Origin of the sequence: Vibrio inusitatus, assembly GCA_024346935.1 — a bacterium.
Taxonomy (GTDB): Bacteria; Pseudomonadota; Gammaproteobacteria; order Enterobacterales; family Vibrionaceae; genus Vibrio; species Vibrio inusitatus.
Genome location: AP024878.1, coordinates 108,921 through 129,772, shown reverse-complemented (window position 1 = coordinate 129,772; position 20,852 = coordinate 108,921). Strand labels below are relative to the sequence as shown.

The 20,852-nt window shown below is 44.4% G+C and carries 16 protein-coding genes and 4 tRNA genes; 4 read left to right on the top strand and 16 right to left on the bottom strand.

What is annotated here, in order from left to right:
* Nucleotides 1-189: 189 nt before the first annotated feature.
* Nucleotides 190-978 (bottom strand): NAD(+) diphosphatase, encoded by a 789-nt coding sequence (gene nudC / locus OCU48_RS00630; RefSeq protein WP_141346553.1) that lies wholly within the window; start codon nt 976-978, stop codon nt 190-192.
* A 172-nt stretch (nt 979-1,150) separates the two neighbouring features.
* Here nudC and rsd point away from each other — a divergent pair, with 172 nt between their 5' ends.
* A complete protein-coding gene (rsd, locus tag OCU48_RS00625; RefSeq protein WP_141346554.1) occupies nt 1,151-1,645 on the top strand; it encodes a sigma D regulator in 495 nt (164 codons plus the stop codon).
* A gap of 159 nt (nt 1,646-1,804) precedes the next feature.
* Here rsd and rpoC read toward each other — a convergent pair whose 3' ends face one another.
* The 13 genes from rpoC to OCU48_RS00560 all read right to left on the bottom strand — a co-directional run bounded on the left by rpoC (nt 1,805) and on the right by OCU48_RS00560 (nt 15,694).
* The gene (gene rpoC / locus OCU48_RS00620) at nt 1,805-6,013 is read right to left on the bottom strand and encodes a DNA-directed RNA polymerase subunit beta' (protein ID WP_337983895.1); all 4,209 of its coding nucleotides are present in this window, start codon (nt 6,011-6,013) and stop codon (nt 1,805-1,807) included.
* 86 nt (nt 6,014-6,099) lie between these two features.
* The gene (gene rpoB / locus OCU48_RS00615) at nt 6,100-10,119 is read right to left on the bottom strand and encodes a DNA-directed RNA polymerase subunit beta (protein WP_337983894.1); all 4,020 of its coding nucleotides are present in this window, start codon (nt 10,117-10,119) and stop codon (nt 6,100-6,102) included.
* Between the two features lie 233 nt (nt 10,120-10,352).
* Entirely contained in the window at nt 10,353-10,718 is a 366-nt protein-coding gene (gene rplL, locus OCU48_RS00610) for a 50S ribosomal protein L7/L12 (RefSeq protein ID WP_141346557.1), read from the bottom strand.
* Nucleotides 10,719-10,775: 57 nt separating this feature from the next.
* The gene (gene rplJ, locus OCU48_RS00605) at nt 10,776-11,270 is read right to left on the bottom strand and encodes a 50S ribosomal protein L10 (RefSeq protein WP_017032431.1); all 495 of its coding nucleotides are present in this window, start codon (nt 11,268-11,270) and stop codon (nt 10,776-10,778) included.
* Between the two features lie 277 nt (nt 11,271-11,547).
* Nucleotides 11,548-12,252: a 50S ribosomal protein L1 gene (gene rplA, locus OCU48_RS00600; protein ID WP_141346558.1), complete on the bottom strand. Its 705-nt coding sequence runs from the start codon at nt 12,250-12,252 to the stop codon at nt 11,548-11,550.
* A gap of 4 nt (nt 12,253-12,256) precedes the next feature.
* Complete coding sequence (gene rplK / locus OCU48_RS00595) at nt 12,257-12,685, bottom strand: 50S ribosomal protein L11 (RefSeq protein WP_141272658.1); 429 nt, start codon at nt 12,683-12,685, stop codon at nt 12,257-12,259.
* A gap of 142 nt (nt 12,686-12,827) precedes the next feature.
* Entirely contained in the window at nt 12,828-13,376 is a 549-nt protein-coding gene (gene nusG / locus OCU48_RS00590) for a transcription termination/antitermination protein NusG (RefSeq protein ID WP_141346559.1), read from the bottom strand.
* Between the two features lie 12 nt (nt 13,377-13,388).
* Nucleotides 13,389-13,766 carry a preprotein translocase subunit SecE gene (gene secE, locus OCU48_RS00585; RefSeq protein WP_141346560.1) on the bottom strand — a complete coding sequence of 126 codons (378 nt, stop codon included), beginning with the start codon at nt 13,764-13,766 and terminating at the stop codon, nt 13,389-13,391.
* A gap of 258 nt (nt 13,767-14,024) precedes the next feature.
* On the bottom strand, nt 14,025-15,209 hold the full coding sequence (tuf, locus tag OCU48_RS00580; protein ID WP_337983893.1) for an elongation factor Tu: 1,185 nt from the start codon (nt 15,207-15,209) through the stop codon (nt 14,025-14,027).
* A gap of 104 nt (nt 15,210-15,313) precedes the next feature.
* Nucleotides 15,314-15,389, bottom strand: a tRNA-Thr gene (locus OCU48_RS00575).
* A gap of 11 nt (nt 15,390-15,400) precedes the next feature.
* Nucleotides 15,401-15,475 (bottom strand) — tRNA-Gly (locus tag OCU48_RS00570).
* A 35-nt stretch (nt 15,476-15,510) separates the two neighbouring features.
* Nucleotides 15,511-15,595: transfer RNA gene (locus OCU48_RS00565), tRNA-Tyr, on the bottom strand.
* A 23-nt stretch (nt 15,596-15,618) separates the two neighbouring features.
* Nucleotides 15,619-15,694: transfer RNA gene (locus tag OCU48_RS00560), tRNA-Thr, on the bottom strand.
* A 204-nt stretch (nt 15,695-15,898) separates the two neighbouring features.
* On the opposite strand from OCU48_RS00560, the gene coaA reads away from it, so the two are divergent.
* Nucleotides 15,899-16,822, top strand: coding sequence for a type I pantothenate kinase (gene coaA / locus OCU48_RS00555; RefSeq protein WP_141347419.1), 924 nt, complete (start codon nt 15,899-15,901; stop codon nt 16,820-16,822).
* On the opposite strand, the gene birA is transcribed toward coaA, so the two are convergent.
* Entirely contained in the window at nt 16,811-17,770 is a 960-nt protein-coding gene (gene birA / locus OCU48_RS00550) for a bifunctional biotin--[acetyl-CoA-carboxylase] ligase/biotin operon repressor BirA (protein ID WP_141347418.1), read from the bottom strand. The genes coaA and birA overlap by 12 nt on opposite strands.
* Entirely contained in the window at nt 17,767-18,819 is a 1,053-nt protein-coding gene (gene murB, locus OCU48_RS00545) for a UDP-N-acetylmuramate dehydrogenase (RefSeq protein WP_141347417.1), read from the bottom strand. The genes birA and murB overlap by 4 nt, the downstream gene beginning before the upstream one ends.
* A 97-nt stretch (nt 18,820-18,916) precedes the next feature.
* On the opposite strand from murB, the gene OCU48_RS00540 reads away from it, so the two are divergent.
* Nucleotides 18,917-19,342, top strand: a complete 426-nt coding sequence (locus tag OCU48_RS00540) for a GNAT family N-acetyltransferase (RefSeq protein WP_141347416.1) — start codon at nt 18,917-18,919, stop codon at nt 19,340-19,342.
* Between the two features lie 102 nt (nt 19,343-19,444).
* Nucleotides 19,445-20,785: a CDP-diacylglycerol--serine O-phosphatidyltransferase gene (pssA, locus tag OCU48_RS00535; protein ID WP_141347415.1), complete on the top strand. Its 1,341-nt coding sequence runs from the start codon at nt 19,445-19,447 to the stop codon at nt 20,783-20,785.
* The last annotated feature ends 67 nt before the right edge of the window (nt 20,786-20,852 follow it).

Genomic DNA, 20,852 nt, shown 5'->3' with positions numbered 1-20,852 from the left:
TTGGCAATATTTTAGGATTGAGCGGTTGATCATGTTATACATACTTAGCTAAAGGAATTCTTTGCTCAGTTTACAACCACATGTTAATAATCTGCTCTCTAGCGAAAATACAACAAATTAGAATAAGAGCAACGCTTGCTCATTACAGTTTACCGTTACCCTCCACTTGTGGAGGGTATTTTTTATCTATTACTCTGAGGTTATAGATTCTATTGTTGACTGAATCAGCGCTCTCGCGATTGTCCCCTCAGGAGCTACCTCAGGTAATTCATTCACGTCAAACCATTTAGCATCACTCAATTCCGTGTAATCTGGCTTAACATCGCCCTCTTTATAATCCGCTAAAAAGCCCATCATCATACTGCTTGGGAATGCCCAAGGTTGACTTCCGAAGTAGCGAATGTTTTGCACATCAATACCCGTTTCTTCTTTTACTTCTCGCGCAACACACTGCTCTAACGTTTCTCCTACTTCAAGGAACCCGGCGATAACGGTATACATATTTCCTTTGTGCCTTGGATGTTGTGCGAGGAGTATTTGTGATTCTTTGCGCACAGCGACGATGATACATGGGAAAATACGCGGGTAGTGCAAAGTTCGGCATTGCTGACACTGCATTGCCAATTGGTTGTGATTGAGGCTATTTCTCCCCCCACACTGCCCGCAGAAACGCATCGTTTGTGTCATATGGCCATATTGCACCGCTTTACTCACCAGCAAAAATAGATCATCGGCTAGGTGTAGGAGTTCACGTAAGGAGACCATAGGCAAAGAGGCGTCAACATCAGAATCATTCAACCAATACACTGGATGATCTTCATAACGACCAATTTCAATTGCACTATCACTTGGCAATGACAGTCCTTGGTCGATATCATCAGCTCGGCCAAAAGGTAATTGGTCATCTTTCAACCATACATCGCTACCATTGACTACTAACCAATAGCCAACTGCTTGATGTTTACTTTTTTTTAACATCCCGTTATCTCTTTGCTTGCAGTTCTACCATTTTACTGGCAATCTAAATCTATACCAGTTGTATAGATGAATTGATTCAAAGCTATTGGTATAACACACAATTTTGCTATTAATATGGAACCCTCTCGTTGTGTTCGAGAGCTTTACCTGACCGGTAAAGGATCATGAGGACATGGTCATGCTAAAGAAATTCAAACAAGTACAAGAAGAATGGGGTGGCTCTAGTGAAGTCATTGACCATTGGCTAGAGACGCGCCAAGCATTGCTTGTCGAATATATCAAACTAGCAGCATTGCAACCTTCTTCATCTCCATCCAACGTCATCACACTACCCAGTAAAGGTGAGCTTCAAGATTTCTCTCAACATCTTGTAGATTATATCTCTGAAGGTCACTTTAAGATCTATGACATGGTAATGGATAAGTGGAACTCTACTGGTTTTCAAACTACAGAAGAGATCAGCCAAACTTACGCGAAGATTGTGCTTACTACTGAACCGCTCCTCAGCTTTACTGATACATATGCAGAAATCGGTGAAGACGAGGAACTCGAATCATTTGAAAGCGACATGTCTAAAGTTGGAGAAGTTCTAGAGCTTCGCTTTGAGGTAGAAGACAAGTTGATTCAATTGATCGCCGATAGCTTAGCAATGCCCCCAGGCGCCTAGCTAAAAGCGTTCTACATATCACCTAGGGAGCTTGACAGCTTTCTAGGTTTTTTCGATTAAAATATTCCCACAAGTGCGAAGTTCTCTGAAAATCCACAATCAACAGACATTAAAAAAGGCACCCTAAGGTGCCTTTTTGCTATCAGCTATACAGCTCGATTACTCGTCTGAGAAACCTGCGTTTAGAAGTGCAGCCAAGTTGTCCGTTGCTTGCTCAGCAGATGGACCAGGTTGCTCTTCACGGCTAGCTTGACGATTCTGGTGGTAAGCGAAACCCGTACCCGCTGGGATCAGACGACCCACGATTACGTTTTCTTTCAGACCACGAAGCTCATCACGCTTACCAGAAACAGCAGCTTCTGTTAGTACGCGAGTTGTCTCCTGGAACGATGCCGCAGAGATGAACGACTCAGTTGCTAGAGATGCTTTAGTGATACCTAGTAGCTCACGTTCAAAGCCAGCTGGCTCTTTACCTTCTGCTTCTAGTGCACGGTTAGCAATCTTAACGTGTGAGTATTCCACTTGCTCGCCAGGTAGGAACTCAGAGTCACCAGCTTGTGTAATAGTACACTTACGTAGCATTTGACGAACGATAGTCTCAATGTGCTTATCGTTAATCTTAACGCCCTGTAGTCGATAAACTTCTTGTACTTCGTTAGCGATGTACTGAGTCATTGCATGGATACCACGTAGACGTAGGATATCATGCGGAGTCTCAGGACCGTCGGCGATAACGTCACCGCGCTCAACCTTCTCACCTTCGAATACGTTCAGCTGGCGATGCTTAGGAATCATCTCTTCGTAAGCGTCTCCGCCTTCACGAGTGATTACTAGACGACGCTTACCTTTGGTTTCTTTACCAAACGACACAGTACCTGTGTGCTCAGCAAGGATCGCAGGCTCTTTAGGCTTACGAGCTTCAAACAAGTCAGCAACGCGTGGCAGACCACCGGTGATATCTTTGTTTCCGCCAGATTTCTGAGGGATACGTGCAAGAGTGTCACCAACGCCTACTTCTGCGCCATCTTCGATGTTTACAATCGCTTTACCAGGTAGGAAGTATTGAGCTGGCATATCAGTACCAGGGATCATTACATCGTTACCTTTCGCATCAACAAGTTTGATAGCTGGACGCATGTCTTTACCAGCTGCAGGACGTGCCGCAGGGTCAGTTACTTCGCTTGAAGATAGACCTGTAAGGTCATCTGTTTGACGAGAAACTGTAACGCCATCAATCATGTCAACGTACTGGATGCTACCTGCCACTTCAGTGATGATTGGCAGTGTGTGAGCTTCCCAGTTTGCGATAACAAAACCAGAATTTAGTTTTGCTGATTCAACATCGCTTTCTTTAATGTTAAGAATTGTACCGTATGGAAGTTTGTGCTTCTCTTTCGTACGACCTAACTCATCTACGATGGTAAGTTCTGACGCACGAGAGGTAATCACAAGCTTACCTTCTTTGTTCACAACGTACTTAGCGTTGTGAAGGAAAGGTGTACCGTCGTTCTTAGTTTGAATGCTGTTTTCAGCAGCCGCTGTCGATGCCGCGCCACCGATGTGGAACGTACGCATGGTAAGCTGTGTACCTGGTTCACCGATAGACTGAGCAGCGATAACACCTACTGCTTCACCTTGGTTCACTAGGTGACCACGTGCTAGGTCACGACCGTAACATAGTGCACAACAACCGAAGTCTGCATCACAGGTAACTACTGAACGCACTTTCATGCTGTCTACAGAGTTTTCTTCCATGATCTGACACCACTTCTCATCAATTAGAGTATTACGTGGGATCAGTACTTCTTCAGTACCAGGCTTAATCACATCTTCAGCTACAACACGACCTAGAGCTAGCTCAGAAAGCGGAACTTTAACGTCACCACCTTCGATATGAGGCATCATTTCAACGCCTTCATGAGTGCCACAGTCATGTTCGTGAACTACGACGTCCTGTGCAACGTCTACTAGACGACGCGTTAGGTAACCAGAGTTCGCTGTTTTCAGTGCTGTATCCGCAAGACCCTTACGAGCACCGTGCGTTGAGATAAAGTACTGAAGTACGTTTAGACCTTCTTTAAAGTTCGCAGTGATTGGCGTCTCGATGATTGAACCATCTGGACGAGCCATCAGACCACGCATACCAGCAAGCTGACGAATCTGCGCAGCAGAACCACGAGCACCGGAATCGGCCATCATGTAGATGCTGTTGAACGATTCTTGTTGTTCTTCTTCACCGTCACTGTTGATCACAGTTTCAGAAGACAAGTTATCCATCATTGCTTTCGCAACGCGGTCGTTCGTAGACGCCCAGATATCGATAACTTTGTTGTAACGCTCACCCGCAGTTACCAGACCTGATTGGTACTGGTCTTGGATTTCACGTACTTCTTCTTCAGCTGATTCGATCTCATCGTACTTAGCTTGAGGAACAACCATATCATCGATACCAACAGATACGCCAGATAGTGCCGCGTAAGCAAAACCTGTGTACATGATTTGGTCAGCGAAGATAACAGTGTCTTTAAGACCAAGCTTACGGTAAGCCTCATCTAGAAGCTTAGAAATCTGTTTCTTGCCTAGCTTCTGGTTTACTAGTTCAAACGGTAGGCCCGATGGAACGATCTGCCATAGCATTGCACGACCGACAGTAGTATCTACCATCTTAGTTTCTGTCGTGCTATTACCGTCTTCATCTTTGATGGTTTCAGTAATACGAACTTTTACACGTGCGTGAAGTTCAGCGCTCTTAGTGCGGTATGCCTTTTCAGCCTCTTCTGGGCCAGCAAGGTACATGCCTTCACCTTTCACGTTGATCTTGTCACGAGTCATGTAGTAAAGACCCAATACAACGTCCTGAGAAGGTACGATGATAGGATCACCTGACGCTGGCGACAGAATGTTGTTTGTCGACATCATCAGTGTACGTGCTTCAAGCTGAGCTTCCAGAGTTAGAGGTACGTGTACCGCCATCTGGTCACCATCGAAGTCGGCGTTGTACGCAGCACACACAAGTGGGTGTAGCTGAATCGCTTTACCTTCGATTAGTACTGGTTCGAACGCTTGGATACCTAGACGGTGAAGTGTCGGTGCACGGTTCAATAGCACTGGGTGTTCGCGAATAACTTCATCCAGGATATCCCAAACTACTGCTTCTTCACGCTCAACCATTTTCTTAGCTGCTTTAATCGTTGTCGCTAAACCACGAAGCTCAAGCTTGCTGTAGATGAATGGCTTAAATAGCTCAAGTGCCATCTTCTTAGGAAGACCACACTGGTGCAGACGAAGGTATGGACCTACTGTGATTACAGAACGGCCAGAGTAGTCTACACGCTTACCAAGAAGGTTCTGACGGAAACGACCTTGTTTACCCTTGATCATATCAGCAAGAGATTTCAAAGGACGTTTGTTAGAGCCTGTAATGGCACGACCGCGACGACCGTTATCTAGAAGCGCATCAACAGACTCTTGCAGCATACGTTTTTCGTTACGTACGATGATGTCCGGAGCAGATAGCTCTAGTAGACGCTTCAAACGGTTGTTACGGTTGATAACACGACGATATAGGTCGTTCAGATCTGAAGTCGCAAAGCGACCGCCATCTAGTGGTACTAGAGGACGTAGATCTGGCGGAAGTACTGGAAGTACAGTCAGAATCATCCACTCAGGGTTGTTACCTGATGATACGAATGCTTCAACCAACTTCAAGCGCTTAGTAACTTTCTTACGCTTAGTTTCAGAGTTAGTTGTTTCTAACTCTTCGCGCATTAGTTCAGCTTCTTGCACAAGATCCATGGTAGAAAGCAGATCTTTGATCGCTTCTGCACCCATCTTAGCAGTGAACTCGTCACCCCACTCTTCTAGTTTGTCCAGATACTCTTCTTCAGTAAGCATCTGACCTTTTTCTAGATCAGTCATACCCGCTTCTGTTACTACGTACATCTCGAAGTAAAGAACACGTTCGATATCACGCAGTGGGATATCCATTAGTAGACCGATACGAGACGGTAGTGATTTTAGGAACCAAATGTGCGCTACAGGCGACGCTAGTTCGATGTGGCCCATGCGGTCACGACGAACTTTAGTTTGTGTAACTTCTACGCCACACTTCTCACAGATAACTCCGCGGTGCTTCAGACGCTTGTATTTGCCACATAGACATTCGTAATCTTTAACTGGGCCAAAGATACGTGCACAGAACAGACCATCGCGCTCAGGTTTGAACGTACGATAGTTGATTGTCTCAGGCTTTTTAACTTCACCAAAAGACCATGAACGAATCATGTCTGGTGAAGATAGACCGATTTTGATTGCATCAAATTCTTCAGTCTTATGCTGTGCTTTTAGAAAGTTTAATAAGTCTTTCACGATCAGCTCCTGTAAGGAGTTAAAAGGGGCTCACCTACCGGTGAGCACCTTCTTACCAATAACCACTTTTCTTTAAAAGAAAGGGATTACTCTTCGTCTTCTAGCTCGATGTTGATACCTAGCGAGCGAATCTCTTTCAACAATACGTTGAACGATTCAGGCATGCCTGGTTCCATCGCGTGGTTGCCATCTACGATGTTTTTATACATCTTAGTACGGCCATTCACGTCATCCGACTTAACGGTTAGCATTTCTTGAAGGGTGTAAGCAGCACCGTATGCTTCTAGTGCCCATACTTCCATCTCACCGAAACGCTGACCACCGAACTGAGCTTTACCACCAAGTGGTTGCTGAGTTACTAGGCTGTACGAACCAGTCGAACGTGCGTGCATCTTGTCATCAACAAGGTGGTTCAGTTTCAGCATGTACATGTAACCTACAGTTACAGGACGCTCAAACGAATCACCAGTGCGACCATCAAACAGAGTCAGCTGACCAGATTCTGGCAAGTCACCCAGTTTAAGTAGATCTTTGATGTTTCTCTCAGATGCACCGTCAAATACTGGAGTCGCAATTGGCAGACCGCCACGTAGGTTCTTGATAAGCGTGCGAACTTGATCGTCCGATAGCTCAGCAATATCTACTTCTTGACGGCTGTCACCTAGATCATAAACCTTCTGCAAGAACTCACGGAACTTAGCAAGTTCCTGTTGTTCTTTAACCATCTGGTTGATCTTGTCACCGATACCTTTCGCAGCTAGACCCAAGTGTACTTCTAGGATCTGACCAATGTTCATACGCGAAGGTACACCCAATGGGTTAAGAACGATGTCGACCGGCTGACCTTTCTCATCGTAAGGCATGTCTTCAACAGGGTTAATCTTAGAGATAACACCCTTGTTACCGTGACGACCCGCCATCTTATCACCAGGCTGGATACGACGTTTAACCGCTAGGTAAACCTTAACAATCTTAAGAACGCCAGGTGCTAGATCATCGCCTTGAGTGATCTTACGACGCTTAGTTTCGAACTTCTTATCGAAGTCAGCTTTAAGCTCATCGTTTTGCTCTGCAAGTTGCTCAAGTTGAGATTGCAGTGCGTCATCTTCAAGAGTCTGCTCTAACCACTGTTTGCGGTTAATGCTGTCAAGTTTCGCTTCCGAGTAACCACCAGCAATCAATACAGCGCGAACACGGTTAAGAAGGCCACCCTCAAGAATCTGGAATTCTTCAGTAAGGTCTTTCTTCGCTTCTTTCAGCTGCATTTGCTCAATTTCTAGAGCACGCTTGTCTTTCTCAACGCCATCGCGAGTGAAGACTTGAACGTCAATGATGGTACCTGAAACAGAGTTAGGTACACGTAGTGAAGTATCTTTAACGTCAGATGCTTTTTCACCGAAGATTGCACGTAGCAGTTTTTCTTCAGGAGTTAGCTGAGTTTCGCCTTTCGGAGTTACCTTACCAACTAGGATGTCGCCACCCTTAACTTCAGCACCAATGTAAACGATACCTGACTCATCTAGTTTAGATAGAGCAGCTTCACCTACGTTTGGAATATCAGCAGTGATCTCTTCAGAGCCAAGCTTAGTATCACGAGCCACACAAGATAGTTCTTGGATGTGAATAGTAGTAAAGCGATCTTCTTGTACTACACGCTCAGAAACTAGGATTGAATCCTCAAAGTTGTAACCGTTCCAAGGCATAAATGCGATACGCATGTTCTGACCAAGAGCCAGTTCACCAAGGTCGGTAGAAGGACCATCTGCTAGAACGTCACCTTTTGCTACTGGTTCGCCAGGTAGCACGGTAGGACGTTGGTTAATACAAGTGTTCTGGTTAGAACGCGTGTATTTAGTAAGGTTGTAAATGTCGATACCGGCTTCGCCTGGTACCAATTCATTTTCATTAACCTTAACTACGATGCGAGATGCGTCTACAGACTGAACCGAACCGCCGCGCTTAGCTACCGCTGTAACACCAGAGTCAACCGCAATATTGCGTTCAACACCAGTACCTACTAGTGGCTTATCAGCACGCAGAGTTGGAACTGCCTGACGTTGCATGTTTGCACCCATCAATGCACGGTTTGCATCATCGTGCTCTAGGAATGGGATCAAAGATGCAGCGATAGATACTACCTGGTTCGTAGCAACATCCATATAACTCACGTTTTCACGTGGGTGCAGACCTGATTCACCCTTCAAGCGGGCAGTGATTAGTTCGTCTGAGAATGTGTTGCTTTCAGTCAGTATGGTATTCGCCTGAGCGATAACGTATTGACCTTCTTCGATAGCAGACAGGTAATCAACGTCTTCGGTTACTACACCATCAACAACGCGACGGTATGGGGTTTCTAGGAAACCATACTCATTACAACGTGCGTAAGCAGATAGTGAGTTAATTAGACCGATGTTTGGACCTTCAGGAGTTTCGATCGGACATAGACGACCGTAGTGCGTAACGTGAACGTCACGAACCTCAAAGCCAGCACGCTCACGAGTTAGACCACCAGGACCTAACGCAGAGATACGACGCTTGTGAGTAACTTCTGAAAGCGGGTTGTTCTGATCCATAAACTGAGAAGAGCCAAAGAACTCTTTCACTGCCGCAGAAATTGGCTTAGCGTTGATCAGGTCTTGAGGCATGATTGCATCAAGATCACCAAGGCTCAAACGCTCTTTAACAGCACGTTCAACACGGACAAGACCTACACGGAATTGGTTTTCAGCCATTTCGCCCACAGAGCGAATACGACGGTTACCAAGGTGGTCAATATCATCAACTTCGCCTTTACCATTACGAATAGAGATGAGTTTCTTCATCACTTCAATGATATCAGTTTCGTCTAGGATACCTTGCTCACCAGCGTCTTCACGCATGATAGAGCTGTTGAACTTCATACGGCCTACAGTTGATAGGTCGTAGCGCTCTTCAGAGAAGAACAAGCTTTCGAATAGAGATTCAGCAGCTTCTTTCGTTGGTGGCTCGCCAGGACGCATCATGCGGTAGATTTCTACCAATGCAGAGATACGGTCTGTAGTGCTATCGCTACGAACAGTGTCTGACATGAATGGACCGTGATCTAGGTCATTCGTGAACAGAACCTCAAGCTTAGTGTGACCCGCTTGCGCAAGGTTAGCTAGGCTCTCTAGGCTGAACTCTTGGTTCGCGCCCACAACGATTTCGCCAGTGCTCTCGTCAATGTAATCTTTTGAAGCCACTTTGCCTACGATGTAGTCAACTGGTACTTCAATGAACTCAACGCCGTCTTTTTCAAGAGAACGGATATGACGAGCTGTAACACGACGGCCAGCTTCAACGTAAGTTTTGCCGTTTGCTTCAACATCAAATGAAGCAGTTTCGCCACGTAGACGCTCAGGAACCAACTCCATCATCAGAGTTTGGTTTTGAACTTCAAAGCGTACTTTATCGAAGAATAGATCTAGGATCTCTTCAGTCGATTTACCCAATGCACGTAGGATAATAGACGCTGGAAGCTTACGACGACGGTCGATACGAACGAACAAGTTATCCTTAGGATCGAACTCAAAGTCTAACCATGAGCCACGGTAAGGAATAACACGTGCGTTATATAAAACTTTACCAGAAGAGTGGGTCTTACCCTTATCGCTGTCGAAGAATACACCTGGGCTTCTGTGCAGCTGGGATACGATAACCCTCTCGGTACCATTAATCACGAAGGTACCATTGTCTGTCATGAGTGGAATTTCACCCATGTAGACTTCTTGTTCTTTAATATCTTTTACAGTACCAGCTGGTGCATCTTTATCGAATACAACTAGACGCAGTTTAACGCGCAGCGGTTTTGAATAAGTGACACCTCGGATTTGACATTCTTTAACATCAAATACTGGTTCACCAAGACGGTAGCTAACGTATTGCAGCTCAGAATTGCCGTTGTAGCTCTGAATTGGAAAAACAGAACGAAAAGCAGCTTCTAGACCGTATTGTCCTTCAGGATCCTGCTCGATAAATTTATCGAAAGAATCCAGCTGGATCGATAGCAGGTACGGGACGTCCAAAACTTGTGGACGAGTACCAAAATCCTTACGGATGCGCTTTTTCTCGGTATAAGAGTAAACCATGGGGTTCCTCAGCTCGCTGATAAGTGACCCAACTGTCTAATATTCGCTCAAAAATAAAAGACAGAGACTAACAACTGTTTAATATACAAACACTTCGATAAAAAAATCGAAGTGTTATGCGCGGATACAGGGTAGCTAAACAGAGAAAAAACACCCGTGCCCTACAGCGCAAAAAGGCCGGTGGTTAATAAACCACCAGCCATTAGCCATTCGGCTAAGAAACTAAGTAATAATTACTTAACTTCAACAGAAGCACCAGCTTCTTCTAGAGTAGCTTTAAGAGCTTCTGCTTCTTCTTTAGAAACAGCTTCTTTAAGCGGTGCTGGAGCACCATCAACTAGAGCTTTAGCTTCTTTAAGGCCTAGACCTGTAGCGCCACGTACTGCTTTGATAACAGATACTTTGTTACCGCCGATAGCAGTAAGAACTACGTCAAATTCAGTTTGCTCTTCAGCAGCTTCAGCCGCTGCGCCGCCAGCAACTACTGCAGCTGCAGCAGATACGCCGAATTTTTCTTCCATAGCTTCGATAAGCTCAACAACTTGCATTACAGACATTTCTGCAACTGCGTCTAGGATTTGCTCGTTAGTAATAGACATAACAATTCTCTTTTAAGTCAACAATAAGTTTATTTTGCAACCAGTAAAAAGCAAGGCTTAAGCCGCTGCTTCTTCTTTTTGGTCGCGTAGTGCAGCGATAGTACGTACCAGCTTGCCTGCAGAAGCTTCTTTCATGCACATCATTAGGCGTGCGATAGCTTCGTCGTAAGTTGGTAGTGTCGCTAATACATCTGCGTCAGTAACCGCGCCTTCAAATGCAGCAGCTTTGATCTCGAAATCTTTGTTCTCTTTAGCGAAGTCTTTGAAAAGACGCGCTGCGGCACCTGGGTGCTCGTTAGAGAATGCAACTAGAGTAGGACCAGTGAAAGTGTCAGTTAGACACTCATACTCAGTACCTTCCATTGCACGGCGTGCTAGTGTGTTACGCACAACTCTCATGTAAACGCCAGCTTCACGAGCTTGTTTACGTAGAGAAGTCATTGCGCCAACAGGAACGCCACGAGAATCAGCTACAACTGCAGAAAGTGCACCACTGGCAGCTTCGTTGACTTCAGCAACAATTGCTTTTTTGTCTTGAAGGTTTAAAGCCATTTTGGATTTGCTCCTGGTTGTCGTTACACCACTCACCAAAATTGGTGAGAGTAAAAACGGTGCAGTCCCAGAAGAAAGGCAATCTTTTGCAAGTTTGGCTTTCTATCAGTTCGGGCACCATCTACGTAGGTTTACTATTAAGTCACACCGCTAAAAAATAGCTTGTAACGCCTACGGTCTTGGATGGAGACTTACTCTTACATCGAGATGTTTGAGTCAGCCTCAACCACAAATATTAGGCGCGAAATTATACACTAATTTCACGCCTAAGCAAGGATTAGCTTGCTTGAGTGTCCAGGCTAGCCTGATCAACAGCAACACCAGCACCCATCGTAGTAGAGATGGTTACTTTCTTCAGGAAAGTACCTTTCGCTGAAGATGGCTTAGCTTTCTTAAGAGCAACTAGAAGTGACTCTAGGTTTTCTTGAAGCTGGCTAGCTTCGAAAGATGCTTTACCGATAGTAGTGTGGATGATGCCGTTTTTGTCGTTACGGTAACGAACCTGACCAGCTTTAGCGTTCTTAACCGCTTGAGCAACGTTAGGAGTTACAGTACCGACTTTAGGGTTTGGCATTAGACCGCGTGGACCTAGGATAGTACCTAGTTGACCAACTACGCGCATTGCATCTGGAGAAGCAACAACTACGTCGAAGTCCATTACACCCTTTTTAACTTGCTCAGCTAGGTCTTCCATACCAACGATGTCAGCACCAGCTTCTTTAGCAGCTTCTGCGTTTGCACCTTGAGTGAACACAGCAACGCGAATTTCACGACCAGTACCGTGAGGTAGTACAGTTGCACCACGTACGTTCTGATCTGATTTACGAGCGTCAATGCCAAGGTTAACAGCAACGTCAACACTTTCATTGAATTTAGCTGTTGCTAGTTCTTTAAGAAGAGCAACTGCTTCGTTGATTTCGTACTCTTTAGTAACATCAACTTTGTCGCGAATAACGCGCATACGCTTAGTAAGTTTTGCCATCTTATTAACCCTCTACCACTAGGCCCATTGAACGAGCAGTACCCGCGATAGTGCGCTTCATCGCTTCGATGTCAGCGCCAGTCATATCAGCAGCTTTAGTTTCTGCGATCTCTTGAACTTGAGCGTCAGTTACAGTACCAACTTTCTCAGTGTTCGGACGACCAGAACCAGACTTAATGCCAGCTGCTTTAAGCAGAAGAACTGCTGCAGGTGGAGTCTTAGTTTCGAACGTGAAAGAACGGTCGTTGTATACAGAGATAACAACTGGGATTGGTAGACCTTTCTCAACAGATTCTGTTTTTGCGTTGAACGCTTTACAGAATTCCATGATGTTCACACCGTGTTGACCTAGAGCAGGACCAACCGGTGGCGACGGGTTCGCCATACCTGCTGCAACTTGCAGTTTGATATAAGCTTCAACTTTCTTAGCCATGATATTTCCTAATTTTGGGTAATAGCGCTGCCTTACGGCCAGCTCCCCGTTGTTTTAAAAACGCTTTACTTCACGCAAGGAAGTAAAGAGGCGCGAATTATAGATACAATTCACGCCCCAAACAAGCCCTAAAGCCTATTTTTTAGTCAACTTTTTCAACTTGACCGAATTCGAGTTCTACCGGTGTTGCACGACCGAAGATCGATACAGACACTTTTAGACGGCTCTTCTCATAATCCACTTCTTCAACGGTACCGTTGAAATCAGCAAATGGACCATCGTTTACACGAACAATCTCACCCGCTTCGTACATTGTACGAGGACGAGGAGCTTCACTTGCTTTCTCAAGACGATTCAAGATAGCGTCAGCTTCTTTGTCCGTGATAGGTGCAGGTTTATCTGAAGTTCCACCAATAAAGCCCATAACGCGTGGAACGCTACGTACTAGGTGCCATGACTCATCGTTCATAATCATTTGAACAAGTACATAACCTGGGAAGAATTTACGTTCACTCTTACGACGCTGACCAGCGCGCATCTCGACAACTTCTTCAGTTGGTACCAATACATCGCCAAACAGTTCTTCCATATCATGCATTCTGATATGTTCACGAAGAGAGTTTGCTACGCGGCCTTCAAAACCAGAAAAGGCCTGAACCACGTACCAACGTTTCTTTGGAGCTTCACTCATGAATTAAAACCCTCACACCCCAGTCGCTAGAGCAACAAGACGAACCATAATTCCGTCAATGCCCCAAAGCGCTAGAGCCATAACAATACTTACAGCCAATACGATCAAAGTAGTTTGCATAGTTTCTTGGCGAGTTGGCCAAACAACCTTGCGGATCTCCATACGAGATTCACGTGCAAATACGATCGCAGCTTTACCTTTAGTAGTCGTAGCGGCTACACCTAGAGCGATTGCAATTAAAACAACCACACCAGCAGCGCGAGCTACTACAGACATTTCACCATACAGGTAATTTCCCACAACAGCAGCGGCTAGCAGAACAAAAGCGACAATCCACTTGAAGATGTCTGCTGCACTTGAGCTATCAGGAGTTTCTGCATTTGCTTTCATAAAACTAACCTGTGACAAGTCTTACTATAGACGACAATAACCCCGCTGTTGCAGGGCCTATTCATTAGTGTTGAAAATCAACACCTTCTTTTCCGAACTTTCTTTCTAATACAGGCTATAAAACCCACAATAGAAATGAAAATTCTCAAAATTCTTTGCTTGTTAGACGATAAAAAGATCAATTTATCTTCTAATCATAAACAGTAGCGCAGAAAAAGGGCATCAAATGATGCCCTTTTGTTTAGATTTCGTCAATTATTAATCGAAAATCTTAGCAACAACACCAGCACCAACGGTACGGCCACCTTCGCGGATTGCGAAACGTAGACCTTCATCCATTGCGATTGGAGCGATTAGCTCAACAGTCATTTGAACGTTGTCACCTGGCATTACCATCTCTACGCCTTCAGGTAGAGTGATGTCGCCTGTTACGTCAGTTGTACGGAAGTAGAACTGTGGACGGTAACCCTTGAAGAAAGGAGTGTGACGGCCGCCTTCGTCTTTAGAAAGTACGTATACTTCAGACTCAAACTTAGTGTGTGGGTTGATAGAACCTTTAGCTGAAAGTACTTGACCACGTTCAACGTCATCACGCTTAGTACCACGTAGAAGTGCACCAACGTTCTCACCTGCACGACCTTCGTCAAGCAGCTTACGGAACATTTCAACACCAGTACAAGTAGTAAGAGTAGTTTCTTTAATACCAACGATTTCTACTTCGTCACCAACGCGTAGGATACCGCGCTCGATACGACCAGTAACTACTGTACCACGACCCTGGATTGAGAATACATCTTCAATAGGAAGTAGGAACGGTAGATCAACAGCACGCTCTGGAAGTGGAATGTAAGAATCTAGTGCTTCTGCAAGCTCAACAATCTTGTCTTCCCACTCTTTTTCGCCGTTTAGAGCGCCAAGTGCAGAACCTTGAATTACAGGAAGATCATCTCCTGGGTATTCGTACTCAGAAAGAAGTTCACGAACTTCCATTTCTACTAGCTCAAGTAGCTCTTCGTCATCAACCATGTCACATTTGTTCATGAATACGATGATGTAAGGGATACCAACCTGACGACCAAGTAGGATGTGCTCACGAGTTTGTGGCATAGGGCCATCTGTAGCAGCAACAACTAGGATACCGCCGTCCATTTGAGCAGCACCAGTGATCATGTTTTTAACATAATCGGCGTGTCCAGGACAGTCTACGTGTGCGTAGTGACGTTCAGGAGTATCGTACTCTACGTGAGAAGTAGCGATTGTGATACCGCGCTCACGCTCTTCAGGAGCGTTATCGATAGATGCGAAGTCTTTAGCTTCACCACCGTATACTTTTGACAAAGTAGTACAGATAGCAGCAGTTAGAGTTGTTTTACCGTGGTCAACGTGGCCGATAGTACCAACGTTTACGTGCGGTTTCGTACGTTCAAATTTTTCTTTAGACACGAGCGTGTTCCTCTAGGTACGGTTTATAAAGTGGCTTTGTAGACCACGCAACCAAATAAATTGGATGTAAAGTATATATCAAAAGGAAATATTTGCTTGAGAGCTGGTGCTGATAGGCGGATTTGAACCGCCGACCTCACCCTTACCAAGGGTGCGCTCTACCAACTGAGCTATATCAGCACACGATAGATTGGAGCGGGCAGCGGGAATCGAACCCGCATCATCAGCTTGGAAGGCTGAGGTAATAGCCATTATACGATGCCCGCAACACGTAACTCTTCGAGCTATTTCCTTAAGAAATTGGTGGTGGGAGATGGATTCGAACCATCGAAGGCAGTGCCGTCAGATTTACAGTCTGATCCCTTTGGCCACTCGGGAACCCCACCAAATTTTGCTTTCATAAAGAAAGTGGTGCCGACTACCGGAATCGAACTGGTGACCTACTGATTACAAGTCAGTTGCTCTACCTACTGAGCTAAGTCGGCACATAAGTGGAGCGCATTCTATTGGATGATTTCGAACCTTGCAATAAGAAAATGCAAAAAATCTTCAGATTTTGTATTTACGTTGAGCAACGACTAATTTTTCGGCATGTTTAAAGGAAATCACCACACCTTTGTCGTCGTACAATTGAAATATTTGTCTCTTCATGTATGTTGAGGCGATGCAGAAAAGGAAGGCTCAAATCAATGAATCCACACATAAATTTCAACCGACACCAATGGGCGGAGCTAAGAGCATCTGTGCCTATGGTGCTATCTGATTCGGACATTGTAGAGTTGCGTGGTATCAATGAAAAGTTGGATACTCGCGAAGTAGAAGAAATTTACCTTCCCCTATCTCGACTTCTTAACCTACATGCGGGCTCTCAGCAGCGCCGTCAGCGTGTTTTAGATACCTTCTTGAACAAAGAGGACAGTCACAGCCCTTTCATTGTAGGAATCGCTGGTAGCGTCGCAGTAGGCAAGAGCACTACCGCACGTGTCATGCAAGCCCTACTCTCACGCTGGGGAGACCACCCTAAAGTGGCTCTTATTACTACAGACGGTTTTCTTTACCCAAATGAAGTGCTCGAAGAAAAGGGGATAATGCACCGAAAAGGTTTTCCTGAATCTTACGACATTCAAAAATTGGTTGATTTCGTATCGGATGTTAAAGCAGGTAAAGAAAAGGTTGAAGCACCTATCTACTCACACCTCACCTATAACATTACCGATGAAGTGGAAGTAGTTGATAGACCGGATATTTTGATCTTAGAGGGACTAAACGTACTTCAATCAGGAATGGACTATCCAGAACAACCACATCGCGTTTTCGTTTCGGACTTTCTTGATTTTTCCATTTATGTGGATGCCGATAGCACCTTGATTCAGCAGTGGTATGTGCAACGATTTTTGAAATTTCGTTCTGGTGCATTCAAAAAGCCCAACTCTTATTTTGGGCATTACACTAAACTGAGCGAAGAACAGGCCGTAGCTAAAGCATGCTCAATTTGGGCCGACATCAATGGCAAAAACCTAGTCTCAAATATTCAGCCAACTAAAATTAGAGCAAACCTGATCCTCAGGAAAGGCGTTGATCATAAAGTCGATCAAATCCTATTAAGAAGCTGATCTAACAGAAATTTCTCCACCGACAAAAGATTCAATCTGATTGCCAGTGTCGAGCAATAAAGCGCCTTGTTGATCAATACCTTTGCACGTGCCGAACACTTCTCGGTTACCCATAATCAACTTAATCGGCTGTTCCAAGAAATTATCGTATTGATTCCATTGTTCTAGGAAGGGGGTTAATCCTTGATGTTCATAGATACTAATCGCGTCGTGTAATTTTTTTGTCATCACAATCACGATCTCATTCCTAGAAATAGCCAGATCACCTACAATCTCTTTTAAGCTAGTCCAAGGCTGACCAATACCTTGCACATGCTCTGGCATTGATACATTAAGTCCAATACCTATCACTAGGTTAGCGGCGTCACCCGCCTGTCCTGACAATTCAACTAATATGCCTGCAAGTTTCTTATTGTCAAAGTACACATCATTTGGCCACTTGAGCTTGAGGCCTTGTATACCTAACTCTTCAAGGGCATCTACAAGCGCTAGACCGATGACCAGACTTATGCCCATAGCTGCAGGAAGGCCCGCCTCCAGACGCCAGTACATTGAGTAATAGATATTTGAGCCAAAAGGAGATACCCATTCACGGCCACGGCGTCCACGCCCTTGAGTTTGATATTCAGCAACACAAACACTTCCTGATTGAAGCGCTTTCTGTCCCAACATATGTTGATTTGTCGAATCAATAATAGGGATCACTTCTACCGGTAATTCCAGTTTTTCAACCAACAACTGATTATTCAACAGATCCAGAGGTTGCTCTAGCCTATACCCCTTGCCTTTGACACTATAGATATCAATACCAAGTTCTTGGATGGATTTAATATGTCTCGCAATAGCAGCTCTAGAGACACCGAAATGCTCGCCAAGCTGTTCTCCTGAGCAAAACTCGCCCTTGCTAAGCTCCTGAATTAATTTGAGTTTAAAGCTAAAGTCTTTCAATTGGCTTCACCATCAAAAATAGCGTTAAGGTTGGTTTCGCTAGTGCGCCCCATAAATCGGACTTCATGTTCCAGGGTAATCTGATATTTCTGCCACACCGTTTGTTTCACATGCCAAGCTACAGACAAAACATCTTGAGCTGTCGCATCATTGAAATTTACGATAACTAAGGCCTGCTGGTCGTGAACCCTTGCACCACCATGGGTGTACCCCTTGAGGTTAGCATTATCAATAAGCCAGCCGGCTGCAATCTTGATGTTATCTCCCGCGGGGTAACCAACTATGCTCGGATAGCGTAGTTTTAGCTCATCAAATTGAGCGTTAGAGATTACGGGGTTTTTGAAGAAGCTTCCCGCATTACCCATAACCCTTGGGTCAGGCAATTTTGATTGACGAACCTGACAAACAGCATCAAAGATTTTTTGCGCGGTTGGTTCACCTTCAATCAGTTGTTGCAGTGCGCCGTAGCCCGTTTTAGGGCTCCAAGTTTTTGGCAGTTTAAAACCAACTTTAGTGATCAGTGCCTTACCGGATAGTTGTTGTTTAAATATGGAGTCTCGATAACCAAAATTGCATTGATCCGAAGCCAGTCGCCTCAATGTGAATGACTGCAGATCTAGATACTCAACAAAGTCACATACATCCTTCAATTCCACGCCATAAGCCCCAATATTTTGGATAGGCGCTGTCCCAGCACAGCCAGGAATCAAAGCAAGATTTTCCAAACCCGGCATTTCCTTTTCGACTGTCCACTGAACCAGTTTTGGCCAATCTTCTCCAGACGAAATCTCAAGAAAATAGAAGTTCTCATCTTCAGTAACTCGCTTCCCCTTCAATCTATTTAATACCGCTACTCCAGCAAAATACTCGGTAAATAGCATATTACTCCCCGTGCCTATAGGAAGTTTGGGCAAATGTTTCCACTCCGGGTTGCGATAGATTTCGATAAGATCTTCTACTGAACTCGCTTCCACAAGAAAATCGCAGTTCGTTTTAATCGAAAATGTATGGTAGAGAGAAAGTTCCGCTTGAGGGGTTATATGCATCATAGAAATAATTGTTCCATTCCCTTATCGAGATTCCAAAAGGTAGTGTTTGCCACTTTCCCTTATAATACTGGAACAAACTCAATTCCGCAGTTAATTAATGAACAGTCTGATTATCAAAGAGTTGGAGCCTCTGCGTTTGCCGCTCCTAAAAAAATTATACAAATCCCACTACCCTTCGACCAAAATAAAGGCTGGTGAAAAGATCATTGTGGCGGAGCGTGACTCGCAAATCGTGGGGGTCGTACGATATCGTAAGTTAGATAAGTGGGAACTACTGACCGGTATGCTCGTTATTCCTGAAGTGCGAAATCAAGGTATTGCTTCACAGCTTTTACACTTTAGCCAAAATGACATTTTGCAGGACAATTTTTTCTGCTTTGCGTATAAACATCTAGAGCAACTGTACAAGGCTCACGGATTTAAAACTATTCCAGTAGAAGAACTCCCTTCTACATTAGCCAAGCTATATTTACGCTACACTCAGACGGGAAAGCCACTAATTGTCATGCAATATCACAGTTAACTAATTTCAAGATAATTGTTTACCAATTCATCTAGGCACTAAAGCTGCAAATTTGGTAAAATAACAGGCTAGATCAGCCCTTTACAGGACTTAATATTCATAATGGTTTTAGCTAAGAATGTCATCGATGGACTCAAAGCAGTTCCCGTTGATCCAAAAGACTTTAGAACACTTTATTCGGCTAAAGAGTTCAAAGCACAGCTATTAGAGCTTATCAAAACAGCCAAGAAGCGTATCTACATTGCCGCCTTGTATCTTGAGGACGACGAAGCAGGACGAGAGGTCTTTGATGAGATCTACAAGGCAAAGCAAGCTAATCCAGGATTAGATGTTCAGATCTGTGTAGATTGGCATAGAGCTCAACGTGGCCTAATAGGTGCCGAGTCATCTGATGGCAATGCTGCTATGTACACAAAGATGGCTGAGTCTCACAAACATACCGTTCCCGTTTACGGTGTGCCAGTCCGCGGTAAAGAAGTATTCGGTGTATTACATCTTAAAGGTTTTATCTTTGACGATACCGTTCTTTATAGTGGCGCAAGCATTAACAACATCTATCTACATCACCAAGAAAAATATCGTTTTGATCGATATCATCTAATCAATAGCCCTGCAATTGCCGATGCCATGGCTAACTATATTATGGATGCACTCATTAAAAACCCTGCAGTTAATACACTGACAGAAAAAGAGCGTCCAACCACTAAGTCATTAAAAAGTGCAATTCGTCAATTGAGAGCAAGCCTAGCGGTAACTAACTACCGCTTTGATAGTTCAGATGTTTCCGACGGAAATGTATCGGTTACACCTATTGTCGGTGTAGGAAAACGTAGAAACTTTCTCAATATGGCCATCGTTCAATTACTGCGAGATGCCAAAGAAGAAATCACCATCTGCACTCCTTACTTTAACTTCCCTAAGAGTGTTGCAAAGGAGCTAAAGAAAGCGCTGCGACGCGGGGTTAAAGTAACGGTTATTGTAGGTGACAAAACTGCCAACGATTTTTTCATTGATCCTGAAGAAGAGTTTAAAACAGTTGGTGGGCTACCTTATCTATATGAGATGAATCTACGTCGTTTCTTGAAAGCCAATGAAGCGAATATTGCTTGCCGTAAATTGGACATCCTTCTTTGGAAGCACGACTCCAACAGTTATCACTTAAAAGGATTATGGGTAGATAAGCAGAACATGCTGCTAACTGGCAATAACTTAAATCCTAGGGCTTGGAAATTAGACTTGGAAAATGCCTTGTTAGTTAGAGATCCGCAAGGCTATCTAAAATCTCAGTTTGAACAAGAGTTTGAGAATATCCAAGAGAACACCCAACGTATAGGAAGTTACAAACATATTGAAAAGATTGAACACTACCCAGAGGCCGTACAAAAGCTATTACGTAAAATAACGCGTGTCCAAGCTGATAGGGTACTCAAACAGCTTCTTTAACTTTATTAATTCTATCATCGAATAAGAGGCTCCTGTGGAAACATAGGGGCCTTTTTTGGAGTTGCTT